This is a genomic window from Gordonia sp. L191, from assembly GCF_030077625.1.
Classification (GTDB): domain Bacteria; phylum Actinomycetota; class Actinomycetes; order Mycobacteriales; family Mycobacteriaceae; genus Gordonia; species Gordonia polyisoprenivorans_A.
In genome coordinates this window covers 5685196-5707591 of record NZ_CP125996.1, presented here as the reverse complement: position 1 = coordinate 5707591, position 22396 = coordinate 5685196, and the positions used below count along the sequence as shown (strand labels likewise).

The 22396-nt window shown below is 67.2% G+C and carries 22 protein-coding genes, 1 tRNA gene and 1 pseudogene; 13 read left to right on the top strand and 11 right to left on the bottom strand.

Annotation, left to right across the window (positions count from 1 at the left end):
- Positions 1–326: 326 nt before the first annotated feature.
- Positions 327–902 (bottom strand): dCTP deaminase, encoded by a 576-nt coding sequence (dcd, locus tag QNM97_RS25760; RefSeq protein WP_014361808.1) that lies wholly within the window; start codon positions 900–902, stop codon positions 327–329.
- Between the two features lie 104 nt (positions 903–1006).
- On the opposite strand from dcd, the gene QNM97_RS25755 reads away from it, so the two are divergent.
- Positions 1007–1624, top strand: a complete 618-nt coding sequence (locus QNM97_RS25755; RefSeq protein WP_283820910.1) for a maleylpyruvate isomerase family mycothiol-dependent enzyme — start codon at positions 1007–1009, stop codon at positions 1622–1624.
- Between the two features lie 82 nt (positions 1625–1706).
- A tRNA-Gly gene (locus tag QNM97_RS25750) sits at positions 1707–1780 on the top strand.
- A gap of 97 nt (positions 1781–1877) precedes the next feature.
- Here QNM97_RS25750 and QNM97_RS25745 read toward each other — a convergent pair.
- Positions 1878–2456 carry a TetR family transcriptional regulator gene (locus QNM97_RS25745; protein WP_283820909.1) on the bottom strand — a complete coding sequence of 193 codons (579 nt, stop codon included), beginning with the start codon at positions 2454–2456 and terminating at the stop codon, positions 1878–1880.
- Positions 2457–2544: 88 nt separating this feature from the next.
- Here QNM97_RS25745 and QNM97_RS25740 point away from each other — a divergent pair, with 88 nt between their 5' ends.
- From QNM97_RS25740 to QNM97_RS25730, 3 genes are all read left to right on the top strand, one after another.
- A complete protein-coding gene (locus QNM97_RS25740; RefSeq protein WP_283820908.1) occupies positions 2545–3450 on the top strand; it encodes an SDR family oxidoreductase in 906 nt (301 codons plus the stop codon).
- A gap of 159 nt (positions 3451–3609) precedes the next feature.
- Positions 3610–4230 carry a TetR family transcriptional regulator gene (locus QNM97_RS25735; protein WP_283820907.1) on the top strand — a complete coding sequence of 207 codons (621 nt, stop codon included), beginning with the start codon at positions 3610–3612 and terminating at the stop codon, positions 4228–4230.
- A 5-nt stretch (positions 4231–4235) separates the two neighbouring features.
- Positions 4236–5015: an SDR family NAD(P)-dependent oxidoreductase gene (locus QNM97_RS25730; RefSeq protein ID WP_283820906.1), complete on the top strand. Its 780-nt coding sequence runs from the start codon at positions 4236–4238 to the stop codon at positions 5013–5015.
- Between the two features lie 100 nt (positions 5016–5115).
- Here the strand turns inward: QNM97_RS25730 and QNM97_RS25725 are convergent, their stop codons facing one another.
- Positions 5116–5532, bottom strand: a complete 417-nt coding sequence (locus QNM97_RS25725) for a hypothetical protein (protein WP_283820905.1) — start codon at positions 5530–5532, stop codon at positions 5116–5118.
- Positions 5533–5652: 120 nt separating this feature from the next.
- Between QNM97_RS25725 and QNM97_RS25720 the strand changes: the two genes are divergently transcribed.
- On the top strand, positions 5653–6069 hold the full coding sequence (locus tag QNM97_RS25720) for a VOC family protein (protein ID WP_283820904.1): 417 nt from the start codon (positions 5653–5655) through the stop codon (positions 6067–6069).
- Here QNM97_RS25720 and QNM97_RS25715 read toward each other — a convergent pair.
- The 3 genes from QNM97_RS25715 to QNM97_RS25705 form a co-directional block, all read right to left on the bottom strand.
- Positions 6041–7192: a glycosyltransferase gene (locus QNM97_RS25715; protein WP_283820903.1), complete on the bottom strand. Its 1152-nt coding sequence runs from the start codon at positions 7190–7192 to the stop codon at positions 6041–6043. The two genes, QNM97_RS25720 and QNM97_RS25715, sit on opposite strands and share 29 nt — an antisense overlap.
- Positions 7193–7283: 91 nt before the next feature.
- The gene (locus QNM97_RS25710; protein ID WP_283820902.1) at positions 7284–7886 is read right to left on the bottom strand and encodes a LemA family protein; all 603 of its coding nucleotides are present in this window, start codon (positions 7884–7886) and stop codon (positions 7284–7286) included.
- Positions 7883–8731: a DUF3137 domain-containing protein gene (locus tag QNM97_RS25705; RefSeq protein ID WP_283820901.1), complete on the bottom strand. Its 849-nt coding sequence runs from the start codon at positions 8729–8731 to the stop codon at positions 7883–7885. Before QNM97_RS25705 ends, QNM97_RS25710 begins: the two co-directional genes overlap by 4 nt.
- 165 nt (positions 8732–8896) lie before the next feature.
- Here QNM97_RS25705 and QNM97_RS25700 point away from each other — a divergent pair, with 165 nt between their 5' ends.
- The 5 genes from QNM97_RS25700 to QNM97_RS25680 all read left to right on the top strand — a co-directional run bounded on the left by QNM97_RS25700 (position 8897) and on the right by QNM97_RS25680 (position 14605).
- Complete coding sequence (locus QNM97_RS25700) at positions 8897–9538, top strand: maleylpyruvate isomerase family mycothiol-dependent enzyme (RefSeq protein ID WP_283820900.1); 642 nt, start codon at positions 8897–8899, stop codon at positions 9536–9538.
- A 213-nt stretch (positions 9539–9751) separates the two neighbouring features.
- The gene (locus tag QNM97_RS25695; RefSeq protein WP_006370039.1) at positions 9752–10243 is read left to right on the top strand and encodes a MarR family winged helix-turn-helix transcriptional regulator; all 492 of its coding nucleotides are present in this window, start codon (positions 9752–9754) and stop codon (positions 10241–10243) included.
- Positions 10243–11073, top strand: coding sequence for an MSCRAMM family protein (locus tag QNM97_RS25690; protein WP_283820899.1), 831 nt, complete (start codon positions 10243–10245; stop codon positions 11071–11073). The genes QNM97_RS25695 and QNM97_RS25690 overlap by 1 nt, the downstream gene beginning before the upstream one ends.
- Positions 11070–11879, top strand: coding sequence for a YceI family protein (locus QNM97_RS25685; RefSeq protein WP_283820898.1), 810 nt, complete (start codon positions 11070–11072; stop codon positions 11877–11879). The genes QNM97_RS25690 and QNM97_RS25685 overlap by 4 nt, the downstream gene beginning before the upstream one ends.
- 77 nt (positions 11880–11956) lie before the next feature.
- The gene (locus QNM97_RS25680) at positions 11957–14605 is read left to right on the top strand and encodes an MFS transporter (protein ID WP_502874962.1); all 2649 of its coding nucleotides are present in this window, start codon (positions 11957–11959) and stop codon (positions 14603–14605) included.
- Between the two features lie 104 nt (positions 14606–14709).
- Here the strand turns inward: QNM97_RS25680 and QNM97_RS25675 are convergent, their stop codons facing one another.
- Both QNM97_RS25675 and QNM97_RS25670 read right to left on the bottom strand, forming a co-directional pair.
- On the bottom strand, positions 14710–15468 hold the full coding sequence (locus tag QNM97_RS25675) for a 3-hydroxybutyrate dehydrogenase (protein WP_283820897.1): 759 nt from the start codon (positions 15466–15468) through the stop codon (positions 14710–14712).
- Complete coding sequence (locus QNM97_RS25670; RefSeq protein WP_283820896.1) at positions 15465–16865, bottom strand: MFS transporter; 1401 nt, start codon at positions 16863–16865, stop codon at positions 15465–15467. Before QNM97_RS25670 ends, QNM97_RS25675 begins: the two co-directional genes overlap by 4 nt.
- A gap of 117 nt (positions 16866–16982) precedes the next feature.
- Here QNM97_RS25670 and QNM97_RS25665 point away from each other — a divergent pair.
- Positions 16983–17883: pseudogene (locus tag QNM97_RS25665) on the top strand (LysR family transcriptional regulator).
- A 76-nt stretch (positions 17884–17959) separates the two neighbouring features.
- Positions 17960–18511, top strand: coding sequence for a dihydrofolate reductase family protein (locus QNM97_RS25660; protein ID WP_283820895.1), 552 nt, complete (start codon positions 17960–17962; stop codon positions 18509–18511).
- A gap of 15 nt (positions 18512–18526) precedes the next feature.
- Here the strand turns inward: QNM97_RS25660 and QNM97_RS25655 are convergent, their stop codons facing one another.
- The 3 genes from QNM97_RS25655 to QNM97_RS25645 all read right to left on the bottom strand — a co-directional run bounded on the left by QNM97_RS25655 (position 18527) and on the right by QNM97_RS25645 (position 22353).
- Positions 18527–19768 carry an oxygenase MpaB family protein gene (locus QNM97_RS25655; RefSeq protein WP_283823330.1) on the bottom strand — a complete coding sequence of 414 codons (1242 nt, stop codon included), beginning with the start codon at positions 19766–19768 and terminating at the stop codon, positions 18527–18529.
- 86 nt (positions 19769–19854) lie between these two features.
- Positions 19855–21273, bottom strand: coding sequence for a M28 family peptidase (locus tag QNM97_RS25650; protein WP_283820894.1), 1419 nt, complete (start codon positions 21271–21273; stop codon positions 19855–19857).
- Positions 21274–21411: 138 nt separating this feature from the next.
- Positions 21412–22353 (bottom strand): LLM class F420-dependent oxidoreductase, encoded by a 942-nt coding sequence (locus QNM97_RS25645; RefSeq protein ID WP_283820893.1) that lies wholly within the window; start codon positions 22351–22353, stop codon positions 21412–21414.
- Positions 22354–22396 lie beyond the last annotated feature (43 nt).

Here is a 22396-nt window from a genome sequence, read left to right as displayed (position 1 = left end):
CGCGTGGCGTCGGGCGCACAGCCCACCATGGCGTGGCGACGCAGCGACGCGTCGGTGAACTCCCGCCTTCTCCCCAATGGTCGAGGCCTCCCCCGATGGCAGATGCCCTCTCCCCGATCGCCGACACCACCCCCGATGGTCGACGCCTTTCCCCGATGGTCGAGGCGAGAGGAGCGCCAGCGACAAACCTCGCAACCACCGTCACCGACGCCGGAACCCGCCCTCCACCCGAAAGCCGACGCCTCCCCCGATGGTCGAGGCGAGAGGAGCGATAGCGACGAACCTCGAGACCACCGTCACCGAAGCCGGAACCCGCCCACGACCCTTCAGTCCGCGTCGCGCACGAAGTTCAGATACGCCTTCGACGGCGTGGGCCCCCGCTGCCCCTGGTACTTCGAGCCGACCGCGGCACTTCCGTACGGGTTCAGCGCGGCACTGGTCAGCCGCAGCAGACAGAGCTGCCCGATCTTCATTCCCGGCCACAGCGTGATCGGCAGGTTCGCGACGTTCGACAGCTCGAGGGTGATGTGACCGGAGAAGCCCGGGTCGATAAACCCCGCAGTCGAGTGCGTCAGCAGCCCGAGACGTCCCAGTGACGACTTGCCCTCGAGTCGGCCGGCGAGGTCGTCAGGCAGGGTGCACACCTCCAGCGTCGAGCCAAGCACGAACTCGCCCGGATGCAGCACGAACGGCTCCCCCGGAGCCGGCTCGACCAGCGTCGTCAGCTCGTCCTGGCGCTGCGCGGGGTCGATGTGGGTGTAGCGGGTGTTGTTGAACACCCGGAACAGTCCGTCGAGGCGCACGTCGATGCTCGACGGCTGGACGAGAGCCGCGTCGAACGGGTCCAGCGCGAGGCGCCCGCTGTCGATGGCGGCATGGATGTCGCGGTCGGAGAGCAGCACACTGCGAGGCTATCGGACCAGCGTGCGCAGACGTAGCAGAAGGTTCGCCCAGGGAGTGACGTTCTACTACATCTACGACGCCGGGAAGACGTACCGTCACACCCATGGACGACGAGCAGCTCTTCGCCGAGATCGCCGACGAGCGTCGGCGTCTGGCCGACCAACTGAGCGGCCTCACCGACGAACAGTGGGCCACACCGTCGTTGTGCGCGGGCTGGACCTGTCGGGACGTCGTGGCGCATCTGGTGATGCCGCTGGTGGTATCGACGCCGACGATCGTCCTCGCGATGATCCGTTCGTTCGGCGATTTCGACAAGGCCAACGTCGCGGTGACGGCCAAGGTCGCGCAGCGTTACGACGACCTGGCCGCAGTGCTGCGCGACAAGGCCGACAAGCGGTTCACCCCGCCCGGCAACGGGCCGCTTGCACCCTTGAGTGACATCGTGATTCACGGTGCCGACATCCGCCGACCACTCGGTCTGCCATCGACCACCGATCCCGCGCGCCGCCGGACCGTCCTGGACTTCCTCGTCACCCCCAAGGCGTCGCGCGGCTTCACCGACGGTCTTGCCCCGGTCCGCTGGGTGGCGACGGATCTCGACTGGACGTTCGGCGACGGGCCCGAGGTCCGGGGTCCCGCCGAGTCGTTGATGCTGGTCATGACGGGCCGTGGCATCGCCATGGCCGATCTCACCGGCGACGGGGTCGCGACGCTGACCTGAACGCGCCGCATGTCGCGACCTGCTGTGACGCGCTCGACAGATCCTTTGCTAGCATTGCCGTCGCGGGTCCGCGGGTCCGCACGCCGATGTAGTTCAATGGCAGAACATCAGCTTCCCAAGCTGAATACGCGGGTTCGATTCCCGTCATCGGCTCCAGCAAACCCCTGGTCAGAGACTTTCAGGCCGGGGGTTTCGTCGGCACGAGGCTCCGGTGGCACGGACTCCGACTTGACGTCCCGCGGAACGCCGGTGTTCAGGAACTCAAGCGTCGGGCGACGGTGCGGACGTCGTCGAGCGCGGCACGGATGAGAACATCCATCGCCCGCCCATCGTCCTCGTCGATCCATTGCGCGAACGCCGAGTTGAACGCGGTGATGCCCATTTCGGCGGCGAGTCGGGCCGTTGTCTCGTCGACGCCGCGATCGCACAGCCCGGCGGTCAGAGCCGCGGTGAGGGTGGCCATCTTGAACAATTCCCGTTCCTGCAGTTCGGGATTCGCGTCGATCACCGTTTGTCGGCGTCGTGAGAACGGCTGGCGTTCCATGGTGAAGAACGCTGCCACCGCGGCTTCGAGGGCATCGCCCACCGCTTCGAGCGGGCCCACATCCGGTGCGACTGAGTCGAGCGCCGACATCGCGGCGTCCCGCAGCCCGGCGCCGCCGTCGAAGAGCACCTCTCGCTTGTCGCCGAAGTGGCGGTAGAAGGTGCGCTCGGTGACCTCGGCACGCTCGGCGATATCGGCCACCGAGGTTTTGTCGAACCCGCGCTCGACGAACAGATCCAGGGCAGCGAGCATCAGCCGCTCCCGTGAACCGTCCGGCCATCGTCCCATGTGACGATGATAGGTGATGACAGTTTCTGACATCACAGGTAAGGTGTGTGATGTCAGAACGTGACATCACACACCACAGGAGTCTTCCATGCGGGTATTCATCACCGGCGCTTCCGGCCACGTCGCGGCGGCACTCATCCCAGAACTTGTTTCCGCTGGACACCAGGTCGCCGGGCTGGCGCGCTCAGACGAGGCAGCCGAGGTGGTCGCCGCACGAGGTGCTCAGGTGGTGCGCGGTGACCTCAGCGGTCTAGACGTTCTCCGCGAGGCCGCGGTAGCCGCCGACGGTGTCGTCCACCTTGCGTTCCGGCATGACCTGATGCAGGTTGGCGACATGGCCGGAGCCGCCGACGCCGACCTGGCCGCGGTGAACGCGATCGCCGACGAACTGACCGGAACGGGCAAGGCGCTGGTCGGAACCTCCGGCACCGCAATGCTCGCGTTGATGGGGATCACCGGACGGCCCGGGCTCGAGTCGGACGCCTTCGACGGCGGCCCTCGGATCGACACCGAGAACCTGATCATCGGCTTGGCGGACAAGGGAGTTCGGTCATCGATCGTCCGGCTGCCACCGACCGTGCACAGCGATCTCGACCGCCACGGTTTCGTCCCCGGACTGATCGGTTTCGCCCGCCAAAATGGTGCGGCCGGCTACCTCGGCGACGGCGCCAACCGATGGCCTGCGGTGCACACCCGCGACGCCGCGCGCCTCTATCGGCTCGCGGTGGAATCGGCCCCGGCGGGAACGCGCCTGCACGCGGTCGCCGACGACGGGGTGCCGTTCCGTGACATCGCGGCTGCGATCGGACGCGGGCTCGACCTCCCGGTGAAGTCGGTGGGACCCGACGACGCTCCGCAGATGTTCGGTTACCTCGCCGGGTTCGTCGGGGTCGACAACCCGACCTCGTCGTCGGCGACTCGCGCGTTGCTGAGCTGGGAGCCGACCGAACCAGGTCTCCTCGAGGATCTCGGTCAGCCGCACTACTTCGACTGAGCCAGCTCGATTCGAGTATCGCTTTCGCCGAAGCAACACGCCCAGCCGAGTACATCCTCGGCTCCGGCACGCGAGATTCATGCGCTACCGCCACCCCGATAGCGCACAAAACATACCTGCCGGTTTGTTAAAACCTACCGGTTGGTTTATTCTCGACCCGTGAGTCCAGCCGAACCATCGACCGCCAAAGGTGCCGCCACCCGCGCCCACCTGCTGACGGTCGCTGCCCAGCGCTTCGCCGAGAACGGTTACAGCTCAACCAAGTTCGCCGACCTCATCGCAGCATCGGGACTCACCAAGGGGGCCTTCTACTTCTACTTCCGGTCGAAGGCCGAGCTTGCGCGAGCGGTCGTCGACCATCAGGAAAAGTTGTGGATCGAGGCCGTGCAGACGCGAGTACTCGCTCAGCCGACGCCGGTGCTCCAACTCATGGAGGTGGTCCCGGCCATGCTGAGTCACCTCCAGAACAACCCGGGCGCATGGAGCGTGATCCGTCTGGTTCGCGAGCTCGCCGGCGAGGACACCGACTTCGTCAAACCCGTGGACGCGTGGATCGCGCTCGTCGCCAACATCATTCGCGAGGGCCAAGACACAGAACAGATGCGCACCGACATCGATCCCGACGCCCTTGCCGCCGTACTCGTGGGCGCGTTCGACGGCATCAAGACCTTGGTCGACGCGGGGGCCGCCGACAGCCGGGATCGAGATCTGGCTCGCTACACCGACATTCTCATGATGCTGGCCGCCTCCGGCCTCGACATCAAACCCGACAGGACGTGATCACCATGGAGTATCGCAACATCACCACACTCATCACCGGCGCCAGCGGCGGCATCGGCGAAGAGTTCGCCAGGACGCTTGCGGCCAAGGGCGCCAACGTCATTTTGGTGGCGCGCAGCGTCGACAAGCTCACCGCCCTCGCCGAGGAACTGCGTGGCAAGCACGGGATCCGGGCCGACGTGATCGGGTCGGATCTGTCCGTACCCGGCGCCGCGGCATCGCTAGTCGCCGAGGTCGACGCGCTCGGCGTCGACGTCGACTTCCTGATCAACAACGCCGGTTTCGGTACCCACGGCGATCTGGCCGACGCCGACGCCGAACGGATCCGCGACGAGGTCGCCCTCAACGTGGCCGCGCTCACCGACCTCACCACCATCTACCTGCAGCGCATGACAGCCCGCAAGACCGGCTCGATCATCAACGTCGCGAGCACCGCCGCCTTCCAGCCCGTGCCGCACATGGCCGTCTACGCGGCGACCAAAGCCTACGTCCTCTCGCTCAGCGAGGCTCTGTGGTGGGAGGCCAAGCGCGACGGCGTCCGCGTGCTCGCACTCTGCCCGGGCGCCACCGACACCGCGTTCTTCGACGTCGCAGGCTCCGACGATGCGGCGGTCGGCTCGCGACGCAGCACCCGGCAGGTCGTCGACACCGCGCTCTCGGCACTCGACGCGGGCAAGCCCAGCGTCGTCGACGGGGCGTTCAACAGGCTCAGCGCGGGCTCCAGTCGGTTCGCGCCGCGGCGACTGGTGGTGGCCGTCGCCGAACGTGCGGTGCGGTCGAGGTGAACCCTCTACCCGATCGATGCGAAACAGCGCCCGATCGATGAAAAACAGCGCACGGTCGACGGAAATGAGCGCACGGTCGACGCCAAGGCGACCCAGCCGCTCAGCCCTGAGGCCCTCGATGCAACTGCCGCTGCCCTACCGCCAGCCGGGAGGCACGGTGGACACACCACACCGTCCAGATCGCCGAGCACGCCGCCAGCGTCAGCAATTCGCTTGTCAGCCACCATAATCGGCCACCGTCGACGGTGTTGGACGGGTCCTGGACGATGAGGACGGCGGCCCCCACGCCCAACGCGGCCACCGCACCCGACGGCCAGGCGGCGCGTGCTTCGAGATGATGCTTCTCCTCGATGACCGCGGCCGCACGCACCTCCCTGCCCGACACTGCGGCGTCGTCGTCGAGGTCTGCCAGCGCGACGAACAGGTCGGGGTCGCGCCGGACCTGCGCCGACCGTCGATACGACAGCACCCACGCACCCACCGCGACCGCGGCGAGGAGGAGTGAGAGGTAGACCACACCCCAGGCTAACCCGTCATGCGGCGCGGAGACGGGTCGCGATGAGTTCCGTCACCGCGTCGGGTCTACCTGTGTGACCCTGTCCGGAACAGGACACCGCACAACCGCAGGAGCCCTCCGATGCACAACATGATGTTCCTGAACCTGCCCGTGGACGATCTCGCCCGCTCGCGGAAGTTCTTCACCGACCTCGGCTACACCATCAACGAGAAGTTCTCCGACGAGAACGCGATCACCGTGGTCCTCGGCGAGAGCTTCGTGGCGATGCTCCTCACACGCGACTTCTTCGGTTCCTTCCATGCCGCGAACACCGCTGATGCGACGACCACCAAGGAGTGCATCATCTGCCTCGACGGCGAGTCCCGCGAGGCTGTTGATGCCTTGGTCGACCGGGCGATCGCGGCCGGCGCCAAGCCAGGTGACACCGAGGATCACGGCTTCATGTACGGCCGCAGTTTCGACGACCCCGACGGCCACTCGTGGCAGATCGCGTGGATGGATCCGGCTGTCATGCAGGGTGATACGGCCGAGTCCTGAGCACGGGGTCGGGTGCGCCGAGATGCACCGCGAGCATCCGCCGCACCGACTCGGGCCACGCGAACGCGGCGGCCCGCTGCCGAGCGGCACGTTCACGCTGCGCACGCGGCACCGTCAGCACCCGCTCGATCGCGGAAGCGAAAGCGGCACCGGAGTTCTCGGCGACAGCACCGCAGGTGTCATCGACGAGTTCGTTGACCGCGGACGAGCGGGAGGCGACGACGGGCGTCCCCGATGCGAGCGATTCGAGGGCGGCCAGGCAGAAGGTTTCGTGCGGACCGGGCGCCAACGAGACGTCGGTGCTGGCCAACAACGCCGCCACCTGCCCGCGATCGGGGACGTGACCGAGAAAGGTCACCGGTAATCCGCGACCACGTGCGCTGTGCTGCAACGCTGTTCGCATCGGCCCGTCCCCGGCGACGACGAGATGTGCGGGAACCCCGGCGCGGTCCAGTCGGGCTACCGCGGCGATGCTGCGATCGGCGCGCTTCTCCACCGACAGCCGACCGCAGTGCACCAGCAACGCGGTATTCGGTTCGGTCCACCGTTGATGCAGTTCGGGATCGAGCCGACGCGGATCGAACAGGTCGAGGTCGACGCCGAGCGGTACGCGAACGAGGTTGTGCGCACCGATCTTCTCGAACTCGGTGGCGGCAAATGCGGTGGTGCACACCACCGAGTCGTAGGTGTCTGCGGTGGCACGGTTGGCGCGGTCGGCGAGCACTCGCGCCACGGCGGCCGGCAGCATCAGGCCGAGGAGTCGGTCGAGTCGCTCGTGCGACACCATCGTCGAGTGGATGTCACGGCGTCGGGCCCAATTTCCGAAGCCGCGCAACGTGAGTCGATCCGACACCTCGATGGCGTCCGGTCGCAGCGTCGCAAGAATATCGGCCACACGTCGTGGTGGGGCCAGCCGGTAGCCGCCGGCGAACGGCACCCGCGGTGCGGGTACCGACACCTTCGCGACGCCGGATGGCAGCACCTCTTCGGCATATCGTGCGCCGGGCACGATCAGCACCACCTGGTGTCCGGCGCCGACGTAACCCGCACCCCACCGATCGACGGCGGTCCGTAGTCCACCGGATCGCTCTCCGTAGAAGTTCGCGAGTTGCACGATGCGCATGAGCCCAGTGAGCCGTGCGCGTGTGAACACCGCGCCATCAGCGGCCTACCTGCACGTGAACCGCACGAGTACGTGCCGACGACACCGCCGCTCAGGCCTCGGGACGGTTCCGGCGCAGCAGGTCGCCGACGTCGGGCACGTCACGAACCGCGGGCGACGTCGGCTCGAAATACTCTGCGCGGCCCACATGATGGGCGGCGGCCACCCACGCCGACGGCATCGATTCGATCCTGGTGTTCAGTGCGCGCACGTTGGCGTTGTAGAGCCGACGTGCGGCGGCGATCCGGTCCTCGGTGTCGGCGAGTTCACGCCGCAGCGCGTCGTATCCACGCACCGCCTGCACCTGCGGGTACTGCTCGGCCAGCGCCTGCATCCGGGTCAGCGAGGTGCTCAACGACTCCTCGGCCGCGGCGACCGCGGCGACGTCGGCGTCGTCGCGCGCCGTCAACCGTTGTGCGTCGGTGCGGGCACGCGTGACCGACTCGAGCACACCCTGCTCGAATGATGCCGCCTGACGCACGGCTGCAACGAGATTGGGTACGAGGTCATGGCGGCGCTGCAACTCGACGTCAACCTGCTTCCACGATTCGGCGACGAGGTTGCGCAGTCGGACGAAAGCGTTGAACGCCGACAGGTACCACACTCCGACACCTGCGAGCACGACCACGACGAACACCACGATCCAGGTACTCACGACACGCTCCTCTCACCCGCACTGGATGACGCACCGAAGTCGGTCCAGATGAATCGCGGGATCCCGTCGGCGATCAGCGCCATCGCGGCGAACACCTCCGATATCTGATGTGGCCGATTGCCCAGGGTCGTCACGCCGACCAGGCTGTCGCCAACGATCTCGAACTTCGTCCCGATCACCGCGCCGCTCGTGCGGCCCAGTGCGGTGAGGCGCTCGATGGTACGTGGCGTGAACACGGCGTGCGCGAAGGCCGGATTCGTCGAGTGGACGCTGAATCTCTCGTTGAAGTCCGCCGATTCGAACAGCACGCGTTCTCCGGTGGTGGTGTCGATGGTGACGCCCATCGTCAGTCGCGGCAGCGCCGCAGGCAACCCGAGGGTGAACACGTTGCGGTAGTGCGTCGTCAGATTCACCCGGTTGTTGTTGAGCCAGGTGTAGTGAAAGTACGTCGCCGGATACTCGCCGATGCGACCGGTCATCGCGTCGCGCACCCGCTTGCGTCGGGCCCGCCCGACAGAGAACGGTGTGAAGTCCCACGGCGGTAACGGCCACCCGGACTCGGGAAGATGGTGAAAACCATTGGCGGACGCCCACTCCCGAACCCACCGCCGGCGCGCACACTTGATGATCACCCCGGACGGCACGAAGGCCAGAATCGGGGTGCCCAGCAGGAGAACCCACAACAGGGGCCGTCCGTGACCCTGCCACCACCACACGTGAAAGGCGATCAGCCCGAGAAAGGTCAGCGCCGACAACGTATTCAGGAACCACGTGCGTGACCACCAGGGACCCGAGACGGGCCCACCCGCGCGAGCCCCGTGGCGCGAGTCGTCGATCCCGATCATGGCGAACACGCTAGCCCAGGAGATCGCGTGATCACCGATCGGAGCGGCCCTCCGGTCATTCGGTCGGCGGCTTGCACCGCGATGACTTCTGGGCGCCCGGCGAGTCAGCATCTTCGGAGCAGGAAATCAGACCGCCGGCAGATCAACAGCAGTGGAGGGTGACCGATGGGTTCTCGGCGCGAGGTATGGCCGGTCGTGCACGCCGAACGCCGACGGCTCGTCGATGCACTCGAGAACGTCGATGAGGACGCCTGGACCACACCCTCGCTGTGCCCGGGCTGGGATGTCCACGACGTGCTGGCCCATCTGACCGACGGCGCCCGCACCACCCGGACCGCCTTCGTGTGGCGGATGATGCGCTCGCGCTTCGATTTCGACGCCGACAACGACCGCGGGATCGTCTCGGCGAAGGCTACGGACCCACGGGAGACCCTTGCCCGTCTGGCACGGTCGGCACAGCTGCGCCGCACCCCGCCGGCGGCACCGGCGACGCGGCTCGTCGAGGTGTTCGTCCATGGTGAGGACATCCGCCGACCTCTCGGTATCGACGCCGACCTCCCCGTCGAGCACGTCATGACCGCGCTGGTCCACCAGACGCGCACCCGGGTCGCCTGGGGAGGCGGGCGCGAGCGGGTGGACGGGATGCACCTCGTGGTCACCGACGCCGAGATGCTCTACGGCGAGGGCCCCACGGTGCGTGGTCGGGCGATCGATCTCCTGCTCGCGGTGTCGGGACGACCGGTCGCCGACGGGGCTCTCACCGGGCCGGGCGCCGCCCAGCTCCGAACGTACGCCGTCGCCCACTGAACCACGTTCGGACGTCAGCGAAGATCGCCCCATCGGGCAGACCCGACATCACCGATGTACGTAATGTCCGAATCTTCCTGATCTGCAGAATCTTTCAGCAAACTTGTAACCCACTTCACACCGATCCGACGAGCGATCTGACGGGTACTTCGCTTAGAGTAACTAAGTAATTAGTTACCCAAGGTCAACTATCAATCCGTTCGGTGGTGAGTCATGGACGAGATGTCCGGCGCAGCGTCCGTCGCGACCCTCAGCGACGCGGCCGCGATCCATCGCGACCTCATCCGGATCGGACGTGCCATCCGCGCCCGGTCCGACGCCGGGCCGTTGTCGCCGGGTCAGCTGTCGGCGTTGTGGACGATCGCGCAAAACGCCCCGATCCGCGCCACCGAACTCGCCACGCGGGAGTCGGTGGCCGGCCCGACGATGTCGCGGGTCGTCGCGTGCCTCGAGCAATCCGGCATGGTCACCCGCACCACCGATCCGCACGACGGCCGCGTGAGCCTACTGACCCCCACCGCCACCGGCTACCAGTACATGCGTGGTGCCACCTCCCGGAAGTCGGACCTGTTCGAGGAGGCACTCGACCGCCTCGAACCCGCCGACCGCCTCGCGGTCACCCGCTCGATGCGACTGCTCGCCGACACCGTCTGCGAGCTCGACCACCCGTCCACAGCCCCACACACTGCAGAGGAAGGAGCCTGATGGAACCCGCCATCAACGGTCACGGAGGTTCAGGCCTCAACAGTTCGGGTCGCGGCGACTCGGTTGTCGGTCTGATCCAGGGCGTGGTCCACCGCCCGGACGGCGGCCCGATCGCCGATGCCACCGTCACCGTCATCGACCCCGGCGGCAGCCAGGCCGCCCGTACCATCGCCGGTGCCGACGGCACCTTCGGTGTGCAGGTCGCCGGTGCCGGCCACTATGTGCTCGCCGTATCGGCCGCCGGCCACGAGCCGGCCGCGGTCACCGTCACCGTGGGGACCGCCCCGGTCGACACCGAGGTCATCCTCGCGTCGATGGGGACCCTCGCGGGCGCCGTGACCACCTCGGCCACCGGCGAGCCGGTTGCCCGTGCGACCGTCGCCATCGCCGACCGTACCGGGCAGGTCGTGGCGACCACGGTCACCGACGGTGCCGGCCACTGGCAGATCGGCGGGCTCGGCGACGACACCCTCACCGTCATCGTCACCGCCGCGGGCTGCGATCCGGTCGCCGAGACCGTGCACCTCGCCGACGGCGAGATCACCACCGTGCTGCGCACCGCAGCCGAACTCACCGGCGTGATCACCGACGGCACCACCGGCGCCAGGACCCCCGTGGGGCACAGCCAGGTGGCATTGCTCAACGATGCCGGGGAGATGGCCGCGAGCACCCTCACCGACGAGGTCGGCCGCTACCTGTTCGCCAACCTCACCCCGGGTGACTACACCGTCGTCGCCAACGGCTACGCACCCGTGGCGGCCACCATCGACGTCGCGGCGGGTCGCGTCGCCAACCACGAATTCGTCTTGGGCGCAAGGGGCCAGGCATGAACGCCACCATCACCGCACGCGTCGTCAGTACCGCCGGACGGCCGGTTCGCGACGCCATCATGACGATCATGTCCGACGCCGGCGCGCAGCAGGCCGTCACCCGCTCCGACGACAACGGCACCGCGGTCGCCGACGACCTCGGCACCGGGACCTACACCGTGGTCATCGCCGCCGAGGGCTACCAGCCGACCGCGCGGGTGGCCGTGGTGGCCGGCGCCGGGACGGTCAGTCTCGGCGAGATCACCGCGGTGCGCGCAGGCGACGCACCGACCCCGAGCTCCGGACACTGGGAGATCGACCCGGGACACTCGTTGCTCGAGATCAGCGTGCGCCACTTCGGGATCTCCACCATCCGTGGACGTTTCACCGATTTCACCGGGCACATCGAGGTCCCCGGATCGGTCGAGCAGTCCTCGGTGTTCGCCGAGATCAAGACCGCCAGCATCGACACCGACAACCGGACGCGTGACGAGCACCTGCGTTCGGATGCGTTCTTCGACGTCGAGAGCTTCCCGGTCGCGACCTTCGCCGCCTCCGGCGTCCGGCCGCGTGGTGACGACACCTGGACCCTGGCCGGCACGCTGACGCTGCGCGGACATGCGGTTCCGGTCGAGCTGGAACTGAGCTATCAGGGCGAGGTCGACGATCCCTGGGGTGGCCGTCGCGCGGCCTTCGGCGCGACGGGGACGTTGCACCGCAACGACTTCGGCATCAGCTTCGACGACACACTCATCAGCGGTGTGGCCCAGATCGGTGGCACCGCACGGATTTCCCTCGAGGTGGAGGCAGTCCGGACCGACGGATGACTCCGTCACCCCAGTTGTTCGCGGACACGGTCAGCGCCGACCGCACAGAATTGACATATTGATCTGAAAGGCAGGACATGTCGAATACCGCAGTCGCCGAGACCGGCGCCGCTGCCGGACCGCCACGCCGGTCCCGGCAGCGCTCGCTGGAGGAGCTCGGTCCTCACTACAAGTGGATTGCGTTGTCCAACACCACGTTGGGCATGCTCATCGCCACCATCAACTCCTCGATCGTGCTCATCGCACTGCCCGACATCTTCAAGGGCATCAACGTCAACCCCCTCGACAGCAGCAACACCAGCTACCTGCTGTGGATGATGATGGGCTTCCTCGTCGTCACCGCCGTCCTCGTGGTCAGCTTCGGCCGCCTCGGCGACATGTTCGGCCGAGCGCGCATGTACAACATGGGCTTCGCCATCTTCACCATCTCGTCGATCTTCCTGGCCATCACCTGGTTCGACGGCAGTGAGGCAGCGATCTGGCTGATCTTCTGGCGCATCGTGCAGGGCGTCGGTGGCGCCTTCCTGATGGCCAACTCGTCGGCCATCCTCACCGACGCCTTCCCCGCCAACCAGCGCGGTCTGGCCATGGGCATCAACGGTGTGGCCGCCATCGCCGGTTCCTTCCTCGGCCTGCTCATCGGCGGCATCCTCGCCCCGATCCAGTGGCACTACATCTTCCTCGTCTCGGTGCCCTTCGGTGTCATCGGCACCATCTGGGCGTATCTGAAGCTGCACGATCTCGGTGAGCGCAAGCACGCCAAGATGGACTGGTGGGGCAACATCACCTTCGCCATCGGCCTGATCGCGATCCTGATCGCCATCACCTACGGCATCCAGCCCTACGGAACCCACGCCATGGGCTGGACCAACCCCTGGGTGTTGACCGGGTTGATCGGCGGCGTCATCGTGTTGGCCGCCTTCGTGTTCATCGAAACCAAGGTCGACAGCCCACTGTTCGAACTGAGCCTGTTCAAGAACCGGTCGTTCACCTTCGGTAACCTCGCCAACCTCGCCGGCTCCATCGGCCGAGGCGGCCTGCAGTTCATCCTCATCATCTGGCTGCAGGGCATCTGGTTGCCGCAGCACGGCTACGACTACTCCCGCACCCCGCTGTGGGCCGGTATCTACATGATCCCGATGACCATCGGCTTCCTGATCAGTGCACCGGTTTCCGGGGCGTTGTCGGACAAGCTCGGCACCAAGTGGTTCACCACCATGGGCATGTTGATCACCGCGGGTACCTTCGGTGCGCTGATCGCGATGCCGGTGAACTTCACCTACTGGGTGTTCGCTCTGGTGCTCCTGATCAACGGCATCGGGATGGGCCTGTTCGCCTCACCCAACCGCGCCGAGGTCATGAACTCGCTTCCGGTCACCTCGCGTGGTTCCGGCGCGGGCATGATGACCACCTTCCAGAACGCCGCGATGGTCCTGTCCATCGGCCTGTTCTTCTCGCTGATGATCGCCGGGCTCTCCACCCACCTGCCCGACGCCATGTACTCGGGTCTGACGGCCAACGGCATGCCCGCACCCGCCGCCGACGGGATCGCCCACATCCCGACCGTCGGCATCCTGTTCGCCGCATTCCTCGGCTACAACCCGATCCGTGAAGTCGCCGGCCAAGCACTCCAAGGGCTCCCCCAGTCCAGCGTCGATCACCTCACGGGACTGCAGTTCTTCCCGCACCTGATCAGCGATCCGTTCTCCGACGGCCTCACCGCGGCATTCACCTTCGCACTGATCTGCTGCGTCCTCGGCGCCATCGCCTCGCTGTTCACCGGCTCGAAGAAGAAGCCGGCGACCCCGGAGACCCTGGGCGCGGAGTTGGCCGCCGTGGCCGGCGACGTCGGCTTCGGCACACCGTCCGAACTGGTCACCGAGGAGGAGTCGACGCGCACGACCACTGCTCCGCGGCATCTGCTGACCTCGGCCGGCGAGGCCGGGACGCAGCCGGTGCGACCGCGAATCGCGGGTCTGATCACCTCGGGTGACGGATCGCCGGTCACCGATGCGGCGATCACCGTCACCGATCTGCGTGGCCATCAGGTCGGCGCCGCCGCGGTTCACCCGGACGGGTCGTACGCGGTCACCGATCTGGCCGACGGCACCTACACGGTGATCGCAACCGCTCCCGGGCTCTCCCCGCGGGCGCTGGCGGTCTCGGTGGTCGGCGATCTCGTCTTCCGCCGTGACTTCGCCCTCGGTGGCGGTGCGTCACTGCGGGGTTGGGTCCGCGACGCGCATCGTCCGCTGCCCGCGAATCTGGTTGTCACCGACCAGTCGGGTGCGGTCATCGCCAACGCGCAGGCCGACTCGGACGGCCGGTTCACCGTCACCGGTCTGTCGGCCGGGGACACCGTCGCGGTGACGGCCTCGGCGCCCGGCTATGCGCCGTCAAGCCAGCTGATCACCGTCGAAACCGGTTCTGCCGCAGAGGCGCAGATCGTGTTGTCGGCCACCGGCGGCGTCCAGGGCACGGTCCGGACCGTCGACGGCACCCCGTTGATCGGGGCAACCGTGTCGGCGATCGGGCCGGATCAGACGATCGTCGCGTCGGTGACCACCGACTCCGACGGCCGTTACCGGATCGAGGGACTCACCGACGCCCAGTTCACGTTGGTCGCCAACATGTATGAGCCGACCGCGGTGCAGGCGCGCGTCGTCACCGGCGAGCGCACCACCGTCGACATCGGCCTCGGCGTCGATCGCCCGACGGTGCGGTGAGCACCCCCGTGACGTAACCGACGTCATTCACCAGCGACTGCGCGGTGTGCCCCCAGGAGCACACCGCGCAGTTGCTTTGTGGATCGTCTGCGGGGCAATCCTTCTCAGCTCGCGCTCCACCCGCCGTCCATCGGGTAGGACGCACCGGTGACCATCGCCGCGTTGTCCGAGGCCAGCCAGACCACCAGGGAGGCCACCATGTCCGGGGTGGTCATGGTCTTGATGGCGCTCTCGGCGAGCAGCACGTTCTCGACCACCTCGGTCTCCGACATGTGGTGCACGCGTGCCTGATCGGCGATCTGTCGGTCGACGAGATCGGTGTGCACGTAGCCGGGATTGACGCAGTTGCTGGTGACACCATGTGCGGCGCCCTCGAGTGCGGCGACCTTCGACAGTCCTTCGAGCGCATGCTTGGCCGAGACGTAGGCCGACTTGTACGCCGACGCCCGCAGCCCGTGGACCGACGAGATGTTGACGATCCGCCCGAAACCGTTGCGGTACATGGCCGGTAACACCGCACGCATCAGTAGGAACGGCGCCTCCACCATCAGCCGGTGCATCCGGCGGAAGGTGTCCGGCGCCATCTCCTCGATTGGCGCGACCGATTGGATACCGGCGTTGTTGACGAGGATGTCGACGTCGAGGGTGAGATCGTCGAGTTCGGTGGTGTCGGTCAGATCGACCGTCCAGACCTCGCCGTCGAGGTCGGCGGCGACCTGCTTGGCGGCGATCCCGTCCACGTCGGCGATCGTCACCTGTGCCCCCGCGGCGGCGAGACCACGGGCGCAGGCGGCGCCGATTCCGTTGGCGGCACCGGTGATCAGCGCGCGACGGCCACTCAGATCGACTCCGGCGGCGCTCATGCGGTGACCTCCGTCCGCGCCCGCGGCGCATCGAGATTGTCCCGGGCGTCGGCGGCGTCGATGGATTCCAGTGATGCACCGCGGGTTTCACGGGCGAAGGCGACGGCGATCAAGGTGACCACCGAGGCGCCGGCCAGGTAGATTGCGATGGGTACCGAGGAATGGAAGCTGCTCAGCAGTTCGGCGGCGATGATCGGCGCCAACGATCCGGCGACGATCGAGGTGACCTGATAGCCGAGGGACACACCGGAATACCGCATCCGGGTGGGGAACATCTCGGCCATGATCGCCGGCTGACCGGCGTACATGAAGGCATGGAAGACCAGGCCGATGATGATCGCCGACATGATCACCAGGTGATGACCGGTGTCCATCATCGGAAAGGCGAAGAATCCCCAGAAGGCGGTGGCGAACGCGCCGAGGGCGTAGACGGGTCGGCGGCCGACGCGGTCGGAGAGCCGCCCCACCAATGGGATCACCGCGAAGTGCACGGCGTTGGCGACGAGCATCCACCACAGGATGAGTTCGGTGTCGGCGTGCACGACGACCTTCAGATACGTGATCGAGAAGGTCACGACGAGGTAGTACATGATGTTCTCGGCGAAACGCAGCCCCATCGCGGTCAGCACGCCGCGCGGGTAGAGCCGAATCACCTCGAGCACGCTGAACGAGGTGGCCTTGGCGTACTCGATCTCCTCTTGTGCGCGAACGAAAATGGGGGCGTCGGTGACCTTGGTGCGCACGTAGTAGCCAACGAACACGATGATCGCCGACAGCCAGAATGCCACCCGCCACCCCCAGCCGAGGAAGGCCGCGTCGCTCAACGTCGAGGTCATGATCAGCAGCACCATCGTGGCCAACAGGTTCCCGACGGGGACACCGGCCTGCGGCCACGACGCCCAGAAGCCGCGGCTGCGGTCGGGACTGTGCTCGGCCACCAGCAACACCGCGCCACCCCACTCACCGCCGACGGCGAATCCCTGAACGAAGCGCAGCACCACCAGCAGTACAGGTGCGAGATAGCCGATGGCACCGAAGGTCGGCAGACAGCCCATCAGGAATGTCGAGACTCCGACGAGCACCAGGCTCAGTTGCAGTAATTTCTTGCGGCCGAACTTGTCGCCGTAGTGACCGAAGACCACCCCGCCGAGCGGGCGGGCGGCGAAACCGACGGCGTAGGTCACGAACGCGGCGATGATGGCGTCGAGTTCGTTGCCGCCCGCGGGGAAGAACACCTTGCTGAAGACCAGGGTCGCGGCGGTGCCGTAGAGAAAGAATTCATACCACTCGACGACGGTGCCGGCCATCGATGCCGCCACCACGCGTCGCAGCCCCGAGGGTCGATAGGTCTGCGCAGCGTCGGGATTCGGCCCGTCTGCGCTCTCACGGTTGGCCATGATCACTCCTCTTCTGGGCACCGGGTGTGATGCCACTCACATCTCGTCCGAGTATCAATGCCCAGCAATGCGCTTTCAATGACCTCTTCGTCGCATCGAATCTGCAAATATGCAGATATGCCGTCCACCAGCCCCAGCTCCGACGACCTGCTGGTGCTACTGGCAGTGGGGCGGACCGGCCGCTTCACCACCGCAGCCGACTCGTTGGGCCTCAACCACACGACGGTCGCGCGGCGAATCGAGAGCCTGGAAAAGGCCTTGGGCGGCCGCGCGTTGGCGCGCGGACCCGGCGGTTGGGAGCTCACCGATCTCGGCAGGCGCGCATTCGCCGCGGCCGAACAGATCGAGGCTGCCGTTCGCGACCTCGGTACCGATGCGCGAGACGGTGTGTCGATCAACGACGTGGTCCGGATCTCGGCCACCGACGGCTTCTCCGCCCTGCTCGCCGCGCCCGCCGCGGTCGCGGTGCGCACCCGACATCCAGGTATCGGGGTCGAGATCGTCACCGCCACCCGCTTGGCCTCACACACCCGCACCGGCCTCGACATCGAGATCGTGGTCGGCGAGCCGCACGGTCCACCGCGCCGAGGCCATGCGGCTGGCCGACTACCGGCTCGGGCTGTACGCGTCACGGCGCTACGCCGCCGAACACGCCATGCCACACACCGCCACGGAGCTGACCTCGCATCCGCTCGTCTACTTCGTCGACTCGATGCTCCAGGTCGACGATCTCGACCTCGCCCGCACCCTGGTCCCGCAGATGGCCGAGGGACTCACCTCGACCAACGTCTTCGTCCACGTCGAGGCGACCAGAGCCCACGCCGGGATCGGTTTACTCCCTTGTTATCTGGCCGACCGACACGACGATCTGGTACGCGTCCTCCCGGATGTCAACGCCCAGTTGACCTATTGGCTGGTGACCCGGACCGAGGCCTATCGCCGGCCCGCGGTGGCCGCGATGGTCGAGGCGATCCGTGAGGTCGTCGATGCACATCGGGAGGCGCTGTTGGGGGCGTGAGCGGGTGCCCTCGCGATGAGTTCACGCGCGCCGGGCGGTCTGTCTCTGTGCCACAACCACCGGCAGAGGAGAAGTCATGCGCAAGCTCGTCGTCACCCAGAACGTCACCCTGGACGGATCGATCGAGATGCTGACGTCGTGGTTCGACCCGACGGACCAGACCCCGGACCTGATGGCCGAGAGTCACCGTCAGGACGCCGAATCCGACGCACTCCTGGTCGGACGCCGGACATTCGAGGACTTTCGTGGCTACTGGCCGCACCAGCACGATGATCCGACGGGCATCACCGACTACCTGAACGCGGTCGACAAGTATGTGGTGTCGTCCACCCTCACCGAACCCGAGTGGCAGAACTCGACCATCGTGCCCGGCACGTCCGTGACCGAATCCGTTGCGGCACTGAAACAACGCGACGGCCTCGACATCGTCGTCACCGGCAGCATCATGCTCACCCACGCGCTCATCACGGCCGGCCTCGTCGACGAGTTCCGTCTGTACGTCTACCCCGCGGTGCAGGGCCGCGGCCGCAGGCTGTTTCCCGAGCACGGGTCCGCTCCGCAGCTACGCCTACTGGAAGCGACGTCGTTCACCAATGGCTTTGCGCTGTTGCGCTATTCGACGCGGTGACAGAACCACTCCCCGTCAACGCCGCAATTCCGAGGGCGCGGCGAACTCCGCCGGACGATCGGATTGCCACGTGTGCCAACGCTCCCAATGAGCCACCGACCATTGCTGCAGACGCTCGTCCACTCCGGGTACGAGTCGTCGGGCCACCTCACCGACGAGTCGTGGGGGCACCTGCGCGAGCAGGAGCGCGACGCCGATCCAGCCGGCCGGGAGATCGAATCGCCGGCGATTCTGCGGCAGCATGAACAGTCGCGCATATCCCGACTGTGCCTGCAGGTGATACCAGGCGCGCCATCGATCGCGTCGGGTCATATCGGGTCGCGGCGCAAAGCCGGGCACGAACGATTCGACGAGTTCGGCTCCGGCAGAACCGGAATCGTGCGATCGGGTGGCGTCGAACAGATACAGCAGGCGTAGACCGTCGGAGATGGTCCGCGGATAGATGTCGTCGACGCGCACCCCGAGCAGATAGCCGAGGTAGCGATTGAAGACCAACGATGCCTCGAGTTCGGCCTTCGAGGTGAGGTAGCCCAATCCGTAGAGCCCCATCGCGGGCCCCACGCTACCGCCGAGCAGGGTCAGCATCATCTCGCTCTGGCTGATCGGCAGCCCCCACTTCTGGTCGTCCCACTCGTCGTGGCGCCGGACTCCGGCGCGCACCGACACGTGCATCACCCGAACGCGCATGGTGATCGCGCGGGCCAGACTTCCTTGGCGCACAATGGCTCCCGGCCGCGAGGCCTCGATCCACCAGCGGCTGGTCTCCAGATAGCGATTGAGTGCGCGCTCACCGGCATAACCACCGGCCAACGACAGCGGCACCGCCAAAGACCCCTCGGTGTAGGTGTCCATCGTTCCGGCGTTGCCCACGCCGCCCAATGCGTACGCCCACCGACGCCACACCGCGGCGCCGGCTTCGATCTGGGCGGGATCGGCCCAGTCGGGCATCGCGTCGAAGTCGGCGAACAACGCGCGCATGGACTCCGGTGCATCGTCGACGGCGTCGATTCCCTCGTCGAGCGCGCGGTCGAGCAACTCGCGACTGCGTTGCGGGCCGAGCTCGCCGCGGTAGGTGTCGGCGACGAACCGCTCGGCCACCGGGTCACCCGCACACAGCAACTCGCCGTAGCGCTGCGCGATGCGCTCGTCGGGCAGCAGGTCAACGCCGGTCCATCGCTTGACCCGCTCGGCCAGGCGACGATGCGCGGAGTCACCCAACGGCCAGCGGTAGGCGGTCGGCAGGGCGTCGGCGCCCACGTCGCCACCGCCCGCGACAGCGGCGTCTGAGATGGATTCTGCAATTCGTCTCACGCGGTCAGGGTAGCCGATCGCGGCGACCCGGGTCAGAGCATCGCGAAGTACCCCGCGGCGTACGCGACGGCCGGGGCCATGGTGCCGAGCACCTTCTGGTTGACGTTGGCGAAGGTGTCGCGCGCGGTGTGGTAGTTCTGATCGAAGATCTCACCCGCGGTCCCGCCCCAGCGCGTCGCCTGCTCCGGGGTCTTGACCTTGTCGGCACCGGAGTCGAGGCCGCCGGTGGCGATGCCCGCCTGCGCGAACGCGTCGTAGTCGGAGCGGCCGTCGAATCCGGAGGGCTCGGGGCCGACTCCTCTGCGGGTGAGGAAGTCGGTGAAGACCCGCTCGATCTCCCCGGACCCTCGCGGCCCGGCATAGGAGTCCGGCAGGTGCGATGACCCGTCGCCGTCGGAGACGAAGTAGCCACCGTTGTGGGAGCCGAGCATGTCGAAGTTGAGGTACTGCCGGATCGAGGCACGGCCGGTGGCGGGCAGCGTCTCCACGTAATGGGTGGAGCCGATCAACCCCTGCTCCTCGGCACCCCAGAAAGCGAAGCGCACCTTGTTCTTCACCGGCGCGAGTGCGGTCATCGCCAGCGCGGTCTGCAGCACGGCCGCGGAGCCGGAGCCGTTGTCGTTGATGCCGGGACCCTCGGGGACGCTGTCGAGGTGCGCGCCGAGCATGACCACCGAGTTCGGCAGGCCAGTGTGGGTCTCGGCGAGGAGATTCCACGACTTCACGCGTGCGGTGTGGGCATCGACCGCCAGGGTCAGCGACCCTGCCTGCCGCACCTGCGACCCCAGGTCGCGTGACACCGCCACCGCCGGTAGCGGATCGCGGGCATCTTCACCCAAAGTGCCTTGGAGCGGGCCGTTCTCGGTGTTCACGATCACCACGGCGCGCGCCCCGGCGATCTTCGCGTTGGCCACCTTGTCACCGAATGGGCACACACCACGGTCGACCACGACGATCGCGCCGCGGGCGGTCGCCGAGAAATCACCCGGCTGGCAGCCGGGAGTGGTGTCGGTGGTCGGCACCGCGCTCACGGGCGCGGTGAGTGACGCACTCGACCCGGAATAGCCGAGAACCTGCGAATCGATCTGCGCGCCACCCGCCCTGAGCTGATGGCTCTTCTCCTCGAACATCGTCGCGGTGAATTCCTGCCGCGTCGGGGCGTAGCCGGCTTCACGCAGCCGGGCCTCGACGTAGTCGAGGCTTCGGAGGTACCCGGCGGTGCCCAGGGCTCGGCTGCCGCCGTTGCGGTCGGCGATGTCCTGCAGTGCCCGAAGGTGATTCGACACGTTCGACGCCGTCACCCCACCGGCGACCGTGGTGCCGTATATCTCCGGCAGCGTGCTCGCGAAAGCCGGTGCGGCAGCGGCACCTCCCGCCGTCGCGATCACCGTCGCGGCGATCACCGCCACGAGCGCCGCACGGCGTACCGACCGTCGACCCCGAACCCGCATACCCGCACCGCCCTCTCGGCCCCTGAGAGCCTTCTCGGTCGTGACCCGATCACCCGAATCGGGCAATCCTCTCGGGTACGGTAGCGCAGCTCTCACCGAGCTGCGCGGTTCCCGCCGATCTGCGCAGTGTTCACCGATCTACGCAGTGCCACCGATCTGCGGCACAACCTCTTTCGCCACGAGTTCGAGATGATCGAGATCGGCGAGATCGAGGACCTGCAGGTAAACGCGGCTCGCACCGACGTCGCGGAAACGGCTGATCGTCTCGACAACCTCGTCGGGTGTGCCGGCGGCGCCGTTCGCACGCAGTTCGGCGACGTCGCGAGCGATCGCCTGCGCGCGACGTGACAGTTCGTCTTCGGTACGGCCACAACACAACACGAGGGCGACCGAGTAGGTGAGATCGTCGGCGTCGCGACCGGCGGCGGTGCACGCCGAGCGCACCGTGTCGAACTGTGCGGCCACGGTGTCAAGCGACTGAAATGGGACGTTGAACTCGTCGGCGAAGCGTGCGGCGAGGGCGGGCGTCCGTCTGCGGCCCATGCCCCCGATGATGATCGGCGGCCGCGGCGACTGCGTCGGCTTGGGCAATGCGGGGGAATTCTTCACCGTGTAGCGCGCGCCGTCGTGGTCGAAACGCTCACCGACCGGCGTCTGCCAGAGTCCGGTGATGATCTCCAGTGATTCCTCGAGCAGGTCGAACCGTTGTCCGAGCGGCGGGAATGGGATGCCGTAGGCGAGGTGTTCCTCTTCGAACCACCCCGATCCGAGGCCCAATTCGACACGGCCACCACTCATCTGGTCGACCTGGGCGACCGAGACCGCCAACGGTCCGGGGAGCCGGAAGGTCGCCGAGGTGACAAGCGTGCCGAGCCGGATGCGGGAGGTCTCGCGGGCGAGACCGGCCAGCGTCACCCACGCGTCCGTCGGGCCGGGTAGACCGTCGGCGTCGCCCATCGCCAGGAAGTGATCCGACCGGAAGAACGCATCGAATCCGAGATCCTCGGTCGCCATGGCCACGGCGAGCAACTGGTTGTAATCGGCGCCCTGCTGAGGTTCGGTGAAGATTCGGAAGTCCACGTCACCAACGTACCGCGCATCGGATGACCGGCACGAGGACACC